Consider the following 17429-nt stretch of genomic DNA (forward strand, 5'->3'; position numbering starts at 1 on the left):
CTCGGGATGTAAGAATATAACTAACTTATAAAATGAGACTGGATAAGAAACAGGACGATGCACGACGAATCGTCCTGTTTTTCTTGTATATCGGGGTTAAACGGTTACTATAAAAACAGAAAAAATGTTAGAAATACAGAAGTGTTTGCTTCTTTGCTTTGTGTTACGATACGTGAAAGTAGATACAGAGACATTTTACGGATGGGATAAGCCATTGCCAGCGGATGAGGTGGAGCAGATTTTTTTTAAAAAAATAATTGACAACAGGTGATCCAAAATGCTGCAAATCGGGTATCAATAGTAGTGTCATCTAGAACCTAATGGATACATATGTTGTTATGATCGTTTTTGCTAGTTAAAGGTTGTCTATTATGGAATGAACTGTGGGGGTTATCAAGTGTCTATATTAGATATGGAAAAGAAAGATGTTGTCACCGATGCAATGGTCATCAAGGCGATGGAGAAAAGTCTTGCTATCATTCGATTCGATCTGGATCGCCGGGTAACCTACGTGAACGAAGTCTTTGCCCAGACGATGGGATATACGGTAGATGAGATGTACGGCATGAAGCATCAGCAACTATGCTTCGGTCATTTTGCGAATACCCCGGACTATGATGCTTTTTGGAATAGCATATTTGATGGTGTCAGCTTCCAGGACAAGGTTGAACGCAAGGATGCAAAGGGGAATTCGGTATGGCTTGAGGCGACATATATGCCGGTGTACGATGAGACGAATCAGAAGATACTGGGTGTCTCCAAAATCGCCACCAACATTACCAACCGTCAGAACAACATTTCGGTCGTAGTGAATGAACTGAAAACGATGTCTCATGAACTGAATGGTCAGGCAGATGTAGGCATTGAACGCAGTCAGGAATTGATGTCAAGTATCTCCTATATCTCTGAGGTGTCGACTTCTAACCGTGCAACGTTGACTCATTTGCAGGAACAGGCCGGATCGATTCAGGGCGTGGTACGAACGATACGCGAGATTTCGTCTCAGACGCAACTGCTCGCGTTGAATGCTGCCATTGAGGCTGCACATGCAGGAGAATTTGGACGAGGATTCGATATCGTGGCCAAGGAAGTTAAGAAACTATCCGCAATGGTGGAGAGTTCGATTAATGAGATTCGTGATAGCGTTACCGGAATAACGAAGGAGATTGGTAATATCACAGGCGGCACAAAAAAAGTAGAGGAATACGTTGAGCGGAGCCAGAAGCAGATTGAGATCGCATTGACTGATTTTATGGCAATTGCTGCATCGGCTCACTTGCTTGATGCAAAGGCGGAGCATGTAACCAGAATCGTATAAGAATATATAGTAATAGCGGTTCCTTACACAGGAACCGTTTTTTTTGTCGTTCAGTACACAAAAAACGGGAATTATTGTGATCAAACGGGGACACAATACTTGGGAATACCTGCAGCTTTGTCATGCAGAGAAATGTTGGGGTGGGAACATGTGGTCAACAATTGTATCCTACGTGCCGGGAGGGTCCATATGGATTCAGGCATTATTGGTCTTCATCATTCCGATTGGTATTACTTTGAGCATGCGCTGGATCAATGCTGCCATTAAGCGTGGAAGCTTCTCTCGTTCGAAGCAATCGTCCATATCCTCAAAGGATATCTCGCCAGCCGCCGCAGGGCAGGGCGAGGGAACGGAAACGGGCCATTATGCGAATATTAAGATAACAGGGAAGTACAATACGGATCTAACTAGCGTAAGAGAAAGCTTTGGTCAAAATGCTGACGTGCATATTCGGGAATTTACGATTAGGGGTACGAATACACGGGCAGCCGTTATATATACCGAAGGCCTGGTAGATCAAGAATTAATCGATGATCACCTGATTACACCGTTAATGTTGGAGGGTGTTCCAGAGCTTAAGCGGGAGGGATTCCTCCATCCGGATAATGCACATTTACTGTCGGCCTACCTGCAAGATCAATTATTACCTGTCAGTCTGGTTGAAGAGACCCAGTCCCTTCAAAAGGTCTCAGTTGGTGTGCTTTTTGGCAAGAATGCACTATTCGTCGATGGATTGCCGGGGGCTCTATTAATTGGAGCTCATAAAGTCAAAGCACGAGGCGTGAATGAACCTTTGTCCGAAGGATTGCTTCGTGGCCCTCGTATTGGTTTTACAGAGGAGTTAAGCGATAATACAGCCATTTTGCGTCGTTATGGAAGCGAGCAGAGCCTGTTTATTCAGAAATATGAAGTGGGGAAACGAATCAAAAAAGAGTTGGCAATAGCCTATATTGTGGACATTGCTAATCCTGCGCTTGTGGATGAGGTTCGCAAACGAATCAAAAAGATTGACATGGACTCCATGCTGGAATCAGGCTATGTCGAACAGCTGATTGAAGATAATACCCTGAGTCCCTTTCAACAGATACTAAATACGGAAAGGCCTGACCGGGTGATAGGTGCATTATTAGAAGGCCGGGTGGCAATTATATTAGACGGTACACCATTTGTGTTGATTGTACCAGTGACCTTCAGCATGCTGCTGCAATCTCCCGAGGATTACTATGAACGATGGATTCCCGGAACCTTCATGCGAATGTTACGTTTTATGTCGGCCATGCTGGCATTGCTTGCTCCTGCGCTCTATATCTCGTTTATCTCGTTTCATCCCGGTTTGATTCCGACCAAGCTGGTACTGACCATTATTGAAACAAGGACAGGCGTACCTTTTCCGTCGATCATTGAAGTGTTGATCATGGAGCTCTCGATTGAAATTCTCAGAGAGGCAGGCATACGACTGCCTAAGCCGATTGCGCCTGCGATGGGGATCGTTGGAGGTTTGATTATTGGCCAGGCAGCAGTACAGGCCGGGATTATAAGTCAATTCCTGGTTATTGTCGTTGCGGTTACCGCCATATCCTCCTTTACGATCCCTGTCTATAGTGCTGGCATAACCCTGCGAATTCTGCGATTTGCCGCCATGTTTAGTGCAGCCGTGCTCGGATTGTTTGGTGTAGTTATGTTTTTTCTCCTCATCTGTACGCATCTGGCGCGACTAACGAGCTTTGGCGTGCCTTATGTTGAACCAGCCGTGCCTTATCGATTTGGAGAGTGGAAGGATTTTGTAATCCGCGCCCCGCTAAATATGATGAGAAAACGTCCGGAGATGACTCATCCGACGGATAAGGACCGAACAAATTCATAAAGGGATGGAGGTGACGAGAAGTGAACAACTCAGAGGGAAAGATTAGCGGTAGACAGGCCGTAGTGATTATTGTCAATTACATGCTTGGGGCAGGGATCTTGACGCTCCCTAGGACGACCGGTAAGGCTGTTGGCACACCAGATGTCTGGATTTCCATTCTTCTTTCCGGATTGATTATTACGGGTGTCGGCCTTATTATGGTCACCCTCTGTCGCAGATTTCCCGAGAAAACCGTGTTCCAGTTCACCCGTGAGATTACCGGGCGCTGGATTGCTTACATACTGGGCTGTGCCATGATTATGTATTTTATGGTCATTGCCGCATTCGAAATCAGAGTCATGGCAGATGTAACGGGGATGTATCTGCTTGAACGTACACCAACGTGGGCCATTGTCATGGTGTTCATGTGGATTGGGATATATTTGATCTCCGGTGGGCTGGCCGTCCTTGTACGTGTATTTGAGATCATTTTGCCGATTACGCTGATTATATTTGTCATTGAAATTTTGCTCAGTAATCAGCTATTCGAGATTGGTAATCTGAGGCCGGTACTTGGAGAGGGATTCCTACCGGTTATTAAAGGATTGAAGCCCTCATTACTGTCGTATACAGGTTACGAGGTGATGCTGGTCATGACCGCATATATGCAAGATCCGAAGAAAAGCAATAAGGCTATGACATGGGGCTTAATGATCTCGACAATGATTTACCTGATTACAGCAATTATGGTGGTGGGCAGCTTGTCTCTTGACGGGGTTAAGACCAGAACGTGGCCAACGCTGGATTTGGTAAGAAGCTTTGAGGTACAAGGTTTAATATTCGAGCGATTTGAATCCTTGCTGCTGGTCATCTGGATTATGCAAATTTTTTCGACGATGGCGATTACACATTACTGCGCTTCGGTGGGAATACGTGATTTGTTTCGTATGAAGAAGGTGCAGGTCATTATGTATTGCCTGCTTCCAGTCATTTATGTGACTGCAATGATGCCCAAAACGGTGAATGAGACCTTTGCACTAGGTGATATGCTGGGCAATGCATCCGTGTTTTTATTTGCTATTTTACCACTGCTTTTACTACTGCTAAGTCTGATTCGTAAAAAAGGAGGCAAGCATGCATGATTCAATTTCGTATGTTTTTACGTGTATTGATGGCCTTGAGTGCTCTTTTGATGTTATCTGGATGCTGGAGCAGTAGACAGATCGAAGATCTTAGTGTGTATGTTGGTCTGGGTATTGATATCGCTAAAGAAACGGAATTTGAGAAGAACATTGCAGCTCAGGGAGGGGGGTATGCAAAGCAAAATAACTTGACAGCTACGGTGCAAATCGCTCCAGGCAGTTCCAGCAGCCAAAAGAGCCAGCAATCCGGTTCGCCCGCTTCTGGCAAAAAATCCTATTCCAATGAACAGCTCACGGGGGATTCATTGCTGCAAATCTTTCGTCAATTCGCGCTGAGAAGAGATCGTCCGCTTATCGGGCATCATCTGAAGGTCATTGTCATCTCCAAGGATATTGCCCAAAAATACGGGCTGGACCAGCTTCTTGATTTTGTATTGCGGGATAACGATATTCGTCCGAACTGTCTGGTGTTGATCAGCCATCAACGTGCGGTCGATGTGCTGACTTCACAGGACCCTTCCCGAATTCCTGCATTTTACCTCACAGGCATAACGAATAATTCCTACATGTCCAATAAGATTCTGGACCCAGTCCTGCTCTCCAAATTAAATGCCAAAATGCAGTCCGGTTCGAGCTTCATGCTTCAGAATGTACTGAATTCGAAGGGAGAGGACAAGTTCTCTGGTGTCAGCATCTTTGATGGCAAGACGAAAAAGTTTCTCGGGGAACTGAACCAAACGGAGCTGGAAGGGCTATCATGGATCATGCCCAAAGAACGAGGAGGGGTCTTGAAGACATATAACAAGGAGGGATTCACCGTTCTATTCGAAACAAAGAAGAAAAAAACAAAAGTCACTCCCAAGGTGGTTGGCAATGATATATCATTCCATGTGAAGTGCGAATCCGAAGGTTGGCTAATGGAGGATTGGCGGGCTCCCGAAGAAGAGGAAAAGGACTCTTATATTAAGGAACTTGAGAAAGATTTCTCTGAAATGGCCGAACAACAGATTCGCCAGGTATTATACAAACTTCAGCATACCTACAAGGTTGATGTTGCAGATTTTCGGGATAGCTTGCGGATCAAACATCCAAAAACATGGAAGAAAGTTAAAGATGATTGGGACAAGATTTTTAGGACCGTGCCGATCACGTACGATGTAAAGATCACCATCACCAATCCGGGGTCTTCCACCGAATAGCGAGATGTGCCATTTGTGATTTAAATGTTGACACATTCATGATAGATCGCTATATTAGTAAAAAATCATATTCTTATCCAGAGAGGTGGAGGGACTGGCCCTTAGAAACCTCAGCAACAGATCTGAAGGATACTGTGCTAATTCCAGCGGGTGAAAGCCTGATAGATAGGAGCGTTTGTTTTTATTTGTCAGTAACGGCGCACTCTTTAGGCAGAGTGGGTCTTTTTTGTTTTTTCTGGATGAAGAAGTAGGGGAGCAGCAGGTATGGAGAACAACAACGACAAAGGGCATTTTCAGCGGAAAATGCAGGCACGGCATGTGGTCATGCTCTCTCTCGGAGGAGTCATTGGAACGGGATTATTCCTCAGCTCAGGTTACACGATTCAACAGGCGGGACCACTGGGAACCATTCTGTCCTATCTGATCGGAGCCATCGTTGTATATCTGGTGATGCTCTGTCTTGGTGAACTGTCTGTTCATATGCCAGAGACGGGAGCATTTCATAGTTATGCAGCCAAATATATCGGCCCGGCAACAGGCTACACGGTGGCTTGGTTATACTGGTTAACCTGGACTGTTGCGCTTGGCTCTGAATTCACAGCCGCCGGATTGCTGATGCAGCGCTGGTTCCCATCGGTGAACGTATGGATATGGAGCGCGATTTTTGCACTGATGATCTTTCTGTTTAACGCTTTAACGGTGAAATTATTTGCGGAATCTGAGTTCTGGTTCTCATCTGTCAAAGTAGTGACCATCGTAATCTTCATTATAATCGGTGGTGCAGCCATGTTTGGCATCATCCCGATGGCGGATTCCGAACCGGCTCCATTTCTATCAAATATTACTGCATCCGGGTGGTTCCCTCATGGGGCTACAGCGATCTTGATGACCATGCTTGCTGTAAACTTTGCCTTCTCAGGCACCGAGTTAATCGGCATTGCCGCCGGTGAGACGGAGAACCCGGAAAAGACGATACCGAAGGCTATTCATACGACACTGTGGCGCCTGGTTATTTTCTTCATAGGAACGATTATTATCTTGTCGGCCTTGCTGCCCATGTCGGATGCCAGTGTACTGGAAAGTCCGTTTGTAGCGGTAATGGAGCGGGTGGGTGTACCCTATGCAGCAGACATTATGAACTTTGTTATTCTAACGGCAATTCTCTCTGCTGCCAATTCGGGCCTGTATGCATCTTCACGGATGCTCTGGTCTCTGGCTGACAAAAAAACGATCTCTCCGTGGTTTGCCAAATTGACCAAACAAGGGGTGCCATTGAATGCACTACTGATTAGTATGGTGGGTGGTGCGTTGGCATTGCTGTCCAGTATCATTGCGCCAGGTACGGTGTATATTACGCTGGTTTCCATTTCAGGTCTGGCTGTTGTTGCGGTATGGATGAGCATCAGTGCCTCCCAATACATGTTCCGCAGACAGTATACCCGGGAAGGACATGCGGTCAAAGATCTGGTCTACCGCACACCACTGTATCCGGTGGTACCGATTGTTTCATTTATATTATGCCTGGCTTCATGCATAGGTATTGCCTTCGACCCGACACAGCGAATTGCGCTGTATTGTGGGGTTCCATTTATCGCAGTATGTTACGCAGCTTATTATCTGACAGAACGTGTGAATAAGAAAAGAGGACAAGTACATGACGCAAGCACAACAGACTAACCCGATAGAACAGATCCTTCGTAAACATCCGGTCATGATTCTGGATGGAGCGTTGGCAACGGAGCTCGAACAGCATGGATGTGATCTCGATGATCCACTATGGTCTGCTCGTGTGTTGCTTGAGAATCCGGATGTTATTGTTCAGGTCCATGCGGATTATTTTCGAGCAGGAGCCGACTGTGCGATTACATCCAGTTATCAGGCGACGGTGGATGGCTTCCGCAAGAGAGGGATCGGAGAGCAGGAAGCGTTGGACCTGATTCGCAAGACGGTGGAGCTGGCTGCAAAGGCGAGAGATGACGTATGGGCGGAATTGCAGAGTAGTTTAGTAGGGAGAGAAAGCTCGACGAGTCAGCTTGTAGAAGCTCCTTCGGTACGTGCCCAGACGGTGGAGAATGAGGAGCATATAACAGAACGTACAGGGGATGGCGAAGGAGACTGTCTTCGTCCACGTCCAATTATTGCCGGGTCCGTTGGTCCGTACGGCGCCTATCTGGCAGATGGTTCAGAGTATGTGGGACATTACGGCGTGTCGGATGAGACGCTTGCCGCATTTCACCGTCCACGTATGGCAGCGTTGCTTGAAGCGGGTGCTGATATTCTGGCGTTTGAGACGATTCCTTCCTTGCAGGAAGCACAGGTGCTCGTTAATTTACTGAAGGAGTTTCCACATGCATATGCCTGGTTATCTTTCTCCTTAAAAGATGGAACAGCAATCAGCGAAGGTACGCCGATTGAGGTATGTGCACAGACATTTGGCTCCGAGCCCCAGATTACAGCAATTGGCTTGAATTGTGCTCCGATGGAAGTGGTGGCGGAAGCCGTGAGTATTTTGCGCCGTGCCAGCGACAAACCTGTTATTGTCTATCCAAACTCAGGTGAGACATATGATGCTGTGACGAAGACGTGGAGCGGACAGGGGACCTGTGGTAGCATGAGGGACGCATCGGAAGCCTGGGTTGCTGCGGGTGCACAAATTATTGGTGGTTGTTGCCGCACTACGCCACATCAGATTGGTGAATTTGCGAAGAAGTGGCGGAGATAGTTCATATGATGATAACAAGCCCCTCCACATCCTATAGAGGTATGGAAGGGCTTGTTTTATTGTGTTAAGGCATCCTGGTTACATTATTCGATAACCAGCATACGTGGCGATGCTTCTCGAATAATTCTCGAAGAGAACCACGAGCCAAGACTGGCTGCAATAATGCTTAGACAGGTGAACAGTACCATTTCACCCCAATGCAGGATCAGTGGAAGTTGTACGATACCATAACCGGAAAGGACTATTTCGAGTAAAAGAGGCAGCAGATATACGCCGACGAAAATACCCAGTATGGCTCCCGCGGAGGACAGTATGATCATTCCCATGGTGAGTGACAACCGGATTTGGCAAGATGTCATTCCCAGCGATTTGTATATCCCGTACGTTGTACTTTCTTTGCGAATATTGATTCTACAGGTACTGAAAATAATGATGAACGTCACAATGATAAATAGCAATCCAATCAGGCTCATCGGATAGATCAGGATATTAGCGGCTTCTGCGTAAACGGAATCAAGCAATGTCTTCTGAGTAACTACCGAAGCAAAATCTTTAAATTGCTCATTTAATTGTGAGGCAACCATACCCGCTTGTGCCATATCGTTCACATTGATGAAGATAACATCAAATTCACTATAATCCGGGTTCACACTTCTCATGGCATCAATGGTGATTCTGCCTGAAACAGACATGTTGGCGATCGCCTGATAGATGCCTGTGATGATGAATGTACGCTTTTCTCCTTCAATATAGATGTCGATAAGATCACCGAGATCTTTATCTGATGTTTTGGCTACACTTACACCAATGGCAATTTCATTCGCATGTTGTGGGTTACCCCCTTTTAACGTTTCGAATCCAAGTTCCTGATAACTCCCGTCCAGTACACTCAAGTTGAGACTGATGGATTGGCCCTCCACTGCTGCCAAAGACTCCGGGCTAATTACACCCGTTGTGTTCCCTTGCCAGCCTACATTACTGATCCTCGAATCCTGCGCTAACACGTGCTTTAGTTCAGCCTTGGGGAAGTTACTTTTGTTCACTACGACTGCTGCGATATTGGCATTGTCATACCCCCATTTAGCTGCGGTCTGTTCAATTCCGGTTATACTGGTCAGCAGAACATAACCCAGAACAAGTACGGAGGAAGCCATGGTGGTTAGCAGGAGTGTTAGAACAGAGCTTTTGGTATTTTTGAACACATGTCGGAATCCAAGCACGGCGGTCACAGGCAGTCGTGTGAATCCGATCCAGTGCGCCCATGGCGAATTCATTCTGCCAGCCATCCGGCTGTGATCTGTCTCCGACATACCATAACGAATAGCCTGTACGGGCTGTATGCTGCGTGCCTTTTTGGCATATAACACAGTGAACAGAATTACTAGAGCAAATAGTAGTACGCCGGCCAGTATGGCCGCGTCCAATCCTTGGACTGGGATGTTCTGATTCCCCACTCGAAGAGAGGATACAGAAATATTAATGATCCATTTGGATATCCATATACTGAGTACAAGTCCTGGGATAATGGCTACGATGGATAACAATGCATATTGAATAACATAGGTGCCTATCGTTTTTCGGGAAGTCAGACCTAGTGATTTGAGGATTCCTATCGTTCTGTAATTGGCCAGGATGGCATCCGCAATCGTAAACCCGATGGTCATCAGGGCGATAGAGAGCATGACAACACCCATGAATATCATGATAAATCCAATAACCTGATTGATGATCAGATAGAAAGAGGCAATGGCCTCAAACTCCATTTTGGATTCTAGAAACGGAATACCTGTCTCACGATTGTACCGTTCCCAATACACCGAATTCATGCTGTAATCGTTAAAATGGATGCCCATCATACGATTCTCGTTGCCAGCAAGTGTAGCGAGATCATGTTGATAATCGGTAGGATTCATCCAGACCCGTGCTGTATTGGAGAAGGGTGCCCCGTATGGTACATCGATTACAATGCCCGATACATTCAATTCGAGTGTGCTTGAGCCGGTTTTGAAGCCAATGGTATCACCTACCGAAATATGATAGGTATTTGCCATGGACGTTGGAATCCAGACGGAGCCTTGTTTGGGAACGGTGTCGGGCGTCCCGCTTGAGAAATTTAGTTCATCCACACCCCATGGCGGCGGAGGCGTATTAAACATGTACAGGTAGATGTTAGGGATGTGAGTTTCATTCAAAATGATGCCTGACAATGTATGATACGTTAGCAAAGGGGACACCTGAACTCCATCCTGAGAAGCCCACCAGTTGTGCACAGCGTCAGGGTCATTGAGCCCTTTTTCAAACGTCAGAATCTGATGAGATCCATGGGTTCGGGTATGCATTTCATAAAACTGATTGCCGGTGTTCGCCAGAATGACAATAGCTGTAGATACAAGAAGTGTCGAGAGAAGCAGGAGCAGCGCAATCAACGCATTTTGTATTTTGTTCCTACTCAGATACGATAAGCTAAGTTTAAACATGACTGCCATCGTTATTCCTTCCCCGTAACTAAAGCGAAGGTGATCGCTTCACGATCCTGAATTTGATGTTCGTCATAAGTGTCAAACTCAAGGATTCCGCCAATCTTGCCGTCCAAAATGTAGATCAGGCGATCTGCCCGACAGGCGGCCTTGATATCATGCGTCACCATAACAACGGACTGTCCTTTCCGGTTGAGATCCGTAAGGATATCGAGAACAGCTGTGCCGTGTTCCATATTCAGGCTTCCGGTCGGTTCATCCGCAAAAATGATATCCGGCGAATTGATCAAAGAGCGTGCAATGGCAGCTCGCTGTTGCTGTCCTCCGGAAGTTTGGGAGGGGAGGCGATCACGTTGTGCATTAATATCCATCGCACTCATCAGTTCAGCAGCTCGGGATTGGATGTCCTTCGTTTTGTTTCCAGCGATATATCCCGGTAAAGCAATGTTCTCTTTGATGGAAAGGTCTGGGACCAAGTTGATGCTCTGATAGATATAACCGATCCGGCGGGTGCGGAAGTTGGACATTTCCCGTTCACTGTAAGCGTCAATCCGCTGGTCGCGAAAATAGACCTCACCTGCTGTAATCTGATCCAGTCCGCTTAGCAGATATAAGAGAGTTGATTTGCCAGAGCCAGAGTTACCCATGATGACCGTGAATTCTCCTTCATAGATGTCGAGATCTACATTACGGATGGCATGATGTTGCTCACTTCCGCTGTTGTACGTTTTGCACAGATTCTGTGCACGAATAATCACTTTTTTGGACAAGTTGAATCACTCCCGAGTGCAGTATAGGATTCATTCTAGAGGAGGGATGTTGAGGAAGCCTTATCAAATTATGAATAAAGTATTACAGCTGTGGAGTGTGGGCTCAGCATATCGGCAGATAGAAACGGAAGGTTGTGCCTTGTCCTTCTTTACTAGTAAAGGAAATATGACCTCCGTGTGCTTCAATAATGCTTTGGCAGATGGAAAGGCCCAGCCCTGTACCTTCCTGAGCACGTTGTTCTGCATGACTCGTCTGCCCTCTGAAGTAACGCTGGAAAACAAACGGCATGTCCTGTACACGTATTCCCTGACCCGAATCGACAATCGTCACTTTCAAGTGTCCGGATTCCAGTTCCATATCTATACGTATCGTGTCTCCTGGAGCTGTATGCTTGAGGGCATTGGCAGCAAGATTGGAGATCACCTGTTCAATTCGAGTGGGGTCGATAGCGATTAACACATTGGGGATGTAGCTGGGTCCTTTATAGATAAGCCCCTTTGTTAGGACAACATGTTCAATAGGTTTCAACATCGTCTTCAGTATAGGCCCACTGTACATTTCACGGGTTTCCACCGAAATTTGCCCCAATTCCTGAAGTGCATGAACCAGCAGATCCTCCACAAGGCGTGCCGTTTTATCCGTATGGGTCCGCATGACTCCCATATATTCCATCAGCGTCTCCTGATCGTTACATAGTCCTTCCTCAATAGCTTCTATGTATGCTTTTATTGTGGTAATTGGTGTTTTAATATCATGAGATATATTGGTGATGAGTTCTTTTTGTGCTTGTTCCTGCCGAATACGCTGCTCGCTCATATGTTTAATCTCCGTGCGCATTAGATCAAACATGGCATATACTTCGAGCAATTCATCGTTCCGGTTGTACTGGATTTTTTCTTCATAATTGCCTTTAAGCATGGATTCCGCATGTTGCTTCAATTGATGGATGGGAGAGAGCAGGTGTTTATCCAGTTTTCGTTTCATCCAGAATAGAAATAAGCTTAGGATCGATGACAGTAGTAAAAGTGCGCTAATCAATATAACCGGAAAAGTCATCGATTGCTGAACCGTAACCATGGCTTGGGGGATGGAAAAGATAGCATTGCCGATCTGACTTCCCACGGGTCCGTCCATCACGGGAAAAGCAATATCAAGCAACTCGTTACCGTCCACGGCCTGCGTGGCATGATGCAGATCATAATGGAGAGCTGAACGCAGATTAACTTGCGTCCCTTCAGAGGTGGGGTTGGAGGACAGAATGACTTTTCCATCCAAGTTTAGATAGGTAAGCAGAACCCCGGTCTCTCTGGCGGTGTAACGTATGACTTCACGAATATTTTGTTCATTAAGATGCTGATGATTTTGTTCCAAAGCGAGTAAGATCGGATTGACCTTGAGGCGAACCTGATTCAGGGACAGATTGGATTCGCCTGAATTTCGATCTTGTAACAGCATCATCGACAGTGCAAGGATACTTAAAACGATAATAATGAGAAGCCCAAGTGTTGTTAACAACCAGCGTTTGGACCAGCTGTTCAATGACATGTGGGAGCCTCCAATCTCACTTATTCGTAATTGAATTTGTAACCGACACCCCATACCGTCTTCAGAACGGTCGGATGCGAGGCATCTGCCTCAATTTTTTCACGTAGTCTGCGAATGTACACGGTTACGGTATTTTCATCACCGTAGGTTGCATATCCCCAGATGGCGTCGAGCAACTGGGCTTTGGAGAATACCTGATTCTTGTGGCTTGCCAGATAATGAAGTAATTCGAATTCCTTGGCAGACAGAGAAACTTCCGATCTGTTTAATGTAACTTTATAGGCTTTTTTATCAATCACCAGATTTCCAAGATGCAGCAGATCTGTTCTGTCTCCAACGGATGTCATGCTGTCATAACGCCTGAAGTGGGCATTAATCCGTGCTAACAGTTCGCTCAGCGAGAAGGGCTTGGTCATATAGTCGTCTGCTCCAAAGCCAAGACCAAGTACCTTATCGGTATCACTGCCTCTGGCACTCAGAATGAGGATGGGGATATTGTTGCGTCTTCTGATCTCTCGACAGACCTCAATTCCGTCCATGTCCGGAAGCATAATATCCAGAATGATGTAGTCTGGTTGAATAAGCTCCATAATCTGAAGTCCATCTTGTCCAGTGGCTGCCACGGCGGCTTCATATTGATTTTTGGTTAAATAATCTCGCAGAATGCGCGAAATATCCGGTTCATCCTCGATGATGAGGACTTTGCGCTGGTGGGTTAGCATATGTATCGCTCCAGTATAAGAATATCAAAATAGAAAATAGAGCTTTGGTTGAGTCTGTAAGGAACCTATGTTTTTCACTATACAGGTTTGTTCATGATGCGTCATGAACAAATGCTAAAAGCTGTGCGGGAAATTACCAGCCAGTTAGAATGAAGATAGGCCTATAAATACACAATAAGGTATTTTTTTAAAATAAAAGATAGTACTATAGAATCAGAGAATCTAAATGTTATTTCTAGGGAGAAATAAAAATATGAGTGAAAAGACTAGTCGTTTATTTCAACTTATAAATGCCATCTATGCAAAGCCAGGGATAACTGCGAGTGAACTTGCGACGAAACTCGAAGTATCCCAAAGAACGATTTACCGTGATATTAGTCAGATCTCTTTATTCACGACGTTGATGCTAGAAGATGAAGACAAACGAAACGGAGGGTATCGTTTTCTGAACGAAAACTTTTTGGATCCCATTCGTTTTAATGAAGAAGAAGAACTAGCTTTCACTTTGCTTCCTTCACTACTCGAAAGGGATAAACGTCCTCCCGGATTTGACAGTGCATATGATAAAGTAATGACCTCCCATCGAAAGAATCAGACCCAGCGCAGTAATCTCGTCCGTGATATTACGGATATGATTCAGATGGGAACCCCTGCGTACCGAACAGAGTATCCTAATTTTCTTCATGAAATCATTCAAGCGATATTGGACAAGAGAACGATTGACACCGTATATCATACTCAATCCAGGGATGAAACAAGCAACCGAATGATCGATCCGTATTATCTGATTCCAAGAGAACAACGTTTTTACTTAATCGGTTTCTGTCATAGAGCACAAGGTATGAGAGTTTTTCGATTGAGCCGTTTCCAGCAAGTACATATCACGAACGAAGTATTCTATCTAGGCGATTTCAATATTCAACAATATCTAAAAAATACATGGTCGATTCATCCGGGACAGCGCAACACTCGGTTTAGGGTTCGTTTTGATTCGAAAGTGGCTCGTTACATTCGGGAGGAGGAGCTCTTTGTTCAACCATGGATGAAAGAGTTAGCAGATGGATCGCTTCTATTTGAAGTGACGGTGAACAATGAGCATGAATTCATCATGTGGTTACTGCAGTACGGCCCCGACGCAGAGATTCTGGAACCACAATCGGCACGAGAAGAGATGAAAGCACGCATGGCAGCCTGGATGAGAATGTATCAATAATACTTTTGAGAGGAGAAAGAAGGCAGGATGGATGAGCAGATGAGGAATCGAAAGAAAAACTATACAGATTGGTTGAGGCGCAAAAGGAAATCGAATGGACAGTCCTACTCCGAAAATACGATCAGCTCATATGTTTCTGCACTAACTACGGCTCCGGCAAGATTAAATGGAGTCTCGTTGGAAACAACGAATGTATTCGAGGTGGATTCGGTTAGCGAGTATTCTCAGTTACGATTGAGAATGGAGCAGGCTCAAAATTTTAATGAGATCAATAAAAAAGCGGGAAATCGCACCTTTCAGTACAGTTTGGCGTATTACGAGGAGTTTCTTAGAGAATTCGAGTCCAGAGGAAGTCTGGCATTGGAAACAAAGCCATTGGGAGAAAGATACGCTATTTCAGACGCCAGACTGAAGCTGTTAGATAAAAATATCATCCTATACGGTCCTCCAGGGACTGGGAAAACGTATCATACCGTCTTGTACGCTGTTTCCATCATAGAGAATAAACCTTTGGACGATATCCGCGAAGAAGCGGAGACGGCTGGTTACGATCATATCAAATCACGATACGATGCTTATAAGGCTCAAGGACAAATTGCTTTCACAACATTTCATCAATCTTATGGTTATGAAGAATTTATCGAGGGCATTAAACCTCAGATGTTAGCTGATGAGGGGCAAGAAAATTCGAGTGGAGACATTTCCTATGAAATTGCTCCTGGAATTTTCAGACGTTTTTGCGAAGCGGCGCAAAAACCTATCGTTCAGGATCAAAATGATTATGGTATTCGCCAGGACCCGACGATATGGAAAGTTTCGTTGGGTGGCTCCGGGGAAAATGCTATCAAAACGGATTGCTTCAACCATGACCGGATTCGAATCGGGTGGGATTCTTATGGGGAAATCTTGAATGAAGAAACGAACTATGAGCACGGTGGTCAAGCTGTTCTGAATAATTTCATCGTGGAGATGGCTATCGGAGATTTGGTCCTCGTTCTGCATGATAAGGCGACCATTGACGCAATCGGCGTCGTCACAGGAGACTACGAATGGCTTCAGGACACGCCGCAATTCAAGCGGTCTCGCAAGGTGAGCTGGCTAGCCAAGAATATCCGGGAGAACGTACTGGAGTTAAACGGCAATACCAACCTGACCCTTAGCTCCGTCTACCGTCTTAGCCGAATTACATTGGCAGACGTATTATCCATCTTAGAGAAAAAAGAGAGTGCTCCCATGAAGTTGGCCATTCAGAATAATGAGAAAAACTATGTATTCATTATTGATGAAATCAACCGCGGTAATATTTCCAAAGTTTTTGGTGAGCTGATTACCCTTATTGAGGGTAGCAAGCGTCTTGGTATGGCAGAGGAAACTCGTTTAACGCTGCCTTACTCACAAAAGATCTTTGGCGTACCTAACAATGTCTATCTTCTAGCCACGATGAATACGGCAGATCGCTCAATAGCCCGGCTGGATACGGCTCTGCGGCGGCGGTTTACTTTTGCAGAGATGATGCCTGATCCAGAATGTCTTGCCTCACATACGGTTAGCGGACAATTAATCAATTTATCGCAGATGCTGGAGACGATGAACCGTCGAATCGAAGTATTATATGACCGTGAGCATACGATTGGACATGCTTATTTTATCGAAGTGAACAAGGCTCCGTCTTTGGAGTTGCTGGGACACTTGTTTCAGCACATGGTTATTCCTTTGCTACAGGAATATTTCTACGACGATGTTGAGAAAATTCGGCTTGTTCTTGGAGATAACAATAAACCTGAAGAAGAGCAATTTATTAATCAGACCGAAGTGAACGTTCAGAGGTTGTTTGGCAATCTGGAAAATGTGAATCTGGAAGATGAGATGGTCTATAGGGTGAATACAGCAGCCTTTGAAAAATTAGAATCCTATCTGAAAATATACGAATCAGCAAACTTGGATTAAGTGGGGAGCACATGAAGAGCCGGCTATTAGAAAGTCGTAAAACTAGAATCACCGACATTCCACAACAGAAAAAGATCGTTACTCTTAAAGAGTATGAGGGACTATGCAAACATAGCAATGGAAAGGTGCTCGGTTATCATTATCTCAATGAGCATGCCTTTGATCAATTGGAGCGGTTCATACTGGAAAACAAAGGTGGCGATCATGGGACGGATGCGCTTGAACTTCTGAGTGTCACTAGCAGGCGAGGGATCGGAAAACTCATTAGCGCAAAAAACTATGTGGGGGTCATCACGATGGCGGAGGGCACACAGGTTGAGATTATGCCCAAAGTGTTTGACCAGAATAACGAAAGTTCAGATGAAGAGACGAAGCGCATCTTCCTTCACATGCTAAGTGTGACAGGCGAAATCCCTTATAAGATATTCCGGCAATCGGGCCTCCATACGGAACGGCACACCATATTTGATATTTTTATTCGTATGTTCATCAATGAGGCAAATCGTTTAGGGCGTGTCTTCAAACTCAGG

The 17429-nt window shown here is 45.3% G+C and carries 13 protein-coding genes and 1 riboswitch; of the genes, 9 read left to right on the forward strand and 4 right to left on the reverse strand.

Features of this window, described 5'->3' with window-relative positions; all coding sequences use genetic code 11:
• Positions 1-397 precede the first annotated feature (397 nt).
• The 6 genes from J7E78_RS27485 to mmuM all read left to right on the forward strand — a co-directional run bounded on the left by J7E78_RS27485 (position 398) and on the right by mmuM (position 8224).
• On the forward strand, positions 398-1318 hold the full coding sequence (locus J7E78_RS27485; protein WP_311518142.1) for a methyl-accepting chemotaxis protein: 921 nt from the start codon (positions 398-400) through the stop codon (positions 1316-1318).
• 148 nt (positions 1319-1466) lie between these two features.
• Complete coding sequence (locus J7E78_RS27490) at positions 1467-3182, forward strand: spore germination protein (protein ID WP_215079853.1); 1716 nt, start codon at positions 1467-1469, stop codon at positions 3180-3182.
• A 20-nt stretch (positions 3183-3202) separates the two neighbouring features.
• Positions 3203-4303 carry a GerAB/ArcD/ProY family transporter gene (locus tag J7E78_RS27495; RefSeq protein ID WP_215079855.1) on the forward strand — a complete coding sequence of 367 codons (1101 nt, stop codon included), beginning with the start codon at positions 3203-3205 and terminating at the stop codon, positions 4301-4303.
• Entirely contained in the window at positions 4300-5502 is a 1203-nt protein-coding gene (locus tag J7E78_RS27500) for a Ger(x)C family spore germination protein (RefSeq protein ID WP_215079858.1), read from the forward strand. The genes J7E78_RS27495 and J7E78_RS27500 overlap by 4 nt, the downstream gene beginning before the upstream one ends.
• Before the next feature lie 70 nt (positions 5503-5572).
• Positions 5573-5674: riboswitch (SAM riboswitch) on the forward strand.
• 92 nt (positions 5675-5766) lie between these two features.
• Positions 5767-7179, forward strand: coding sequence for an S-methylmethionine permease (mmuP, locus tag J7E78_RS27505; protein WP_215079860.1), 1413 nt, complete (start codon positions 5767-5769; stop codon positions 7177-7179).
• Positions 7157-8224 (forward strand): homocysteine S-methyltransferase, encoded by a 1068-nt coding sequence (gene mmuM, locus J7E78_RS27510; protein WP_215079862.1) that lies wholly within the window; start codon positions 7157-7159, stop codon positions 8222-8224. Before mmuP ends, mmuM begins: the two co-directional genes overlap by 23 nt.
• An 83-nt stretch (positions 8225-8307) precedes the next feature.
• On the opposite strand, the gene J7E78_RS27515 is transcribed toward mmuM, so the two are convergent.
• The 4 genes from J7E78_RS27515 to J7E78_RS27530 all read right to left on the reverse strand — a co-directional run bounded on the left by J7E78_RS27515 (position 8308) and on the right by J7E78_RS27530 (position 13739).
• Entirely contained in the window at positions 8308-10710 is a 2403-nt protein-coding gene (locus J7E78_RS27515) for an ABC transporter permease (RefSeq protein WP_215079864.1), read from the reverse strand.
• Between the two features lie 2 nt (positions 10711-10712).
• Positions 10713-11471 carry an ABC transporter ATP-binding protein gene (locus tag J7E78_RS27520; protein ID WP_215079866.1) on the reverse strand — a complete coding sequence of 253 codons (759 nt, stop codon included), beginning with the start codon at positions 11469-11471 and terminating at the stop codon, positions 10713-10715.
• Between the two features lie 103 nt (positions 11472-11574).
• Complete coding sequence (locus tag J7E78_RS27525; RefSeq protein ID WP_215079868.1) at positions 11575-13017, reverse strand: HAMP domain-containing sensor histidine kinase; 1443 nt, start codon at positions 13015-13017, stop codon at positions 11575-11577.
• A gap of 20 nt (positions 13018-13037) precedes the next feature.
• Positions 13038-13739 (reverse strand): response regulator transcription factor, encoded by a 702-nt coding sequence (locus J7E78_RS27530; protein WP_215079870.1) that lies wholly within the window; start codon positions 13737-13739, stop codon positions 13038-13040.
• A gap of 253 nt (positions 13740-13992) precedes the next feature.
• On the opposite strand from J7E78_RS27530, the gene J7E78_RS27535 reads away from it, so the two are divergent.
• The 3 genes from J7E78_RS27535 to J7E78_RS27545 all read left to right on the forward strand — a co-directional run.
• Positions 13993-14952, forward strand: a complete 960-nt coding sequence (locus tag J7E78_RS27535; RefSeq protein WP_215079872.1) for a helix-turn-helix transcriptional regulator — start codon at positions 13993-13995, stop codon at positions 14950-14952.
• Between the two features lie 39 nt (positions 14953-14991).
• A complete protein-coding gene (locus J7E78_RS27540; RefSeq protein WP_251035300.1) occupies positions 14992-16899 on the forward strand; it encodes an AAA family ATPase in 1908 nt (635 codons plus the stop codon).
• 11 nt (positions 16900-16910) lie between these two features.
• Positions 16911-17429 (forward strand): McrC family protein (locus tag J7E78_RS27545; RefSeq protein WP_215079876.1); only part of this gene is annotated, 519 nt, incomplete at its 3' end.

The organism is Paenibacillus polymyxa, assembly GCF_018614975.1.
Lineage (GTDB): Bacteria > Bacillota > Bacilli > Paenibacillales > Paenibacillaceae > Paenibacillus > Paenibacillus polymyxa_E.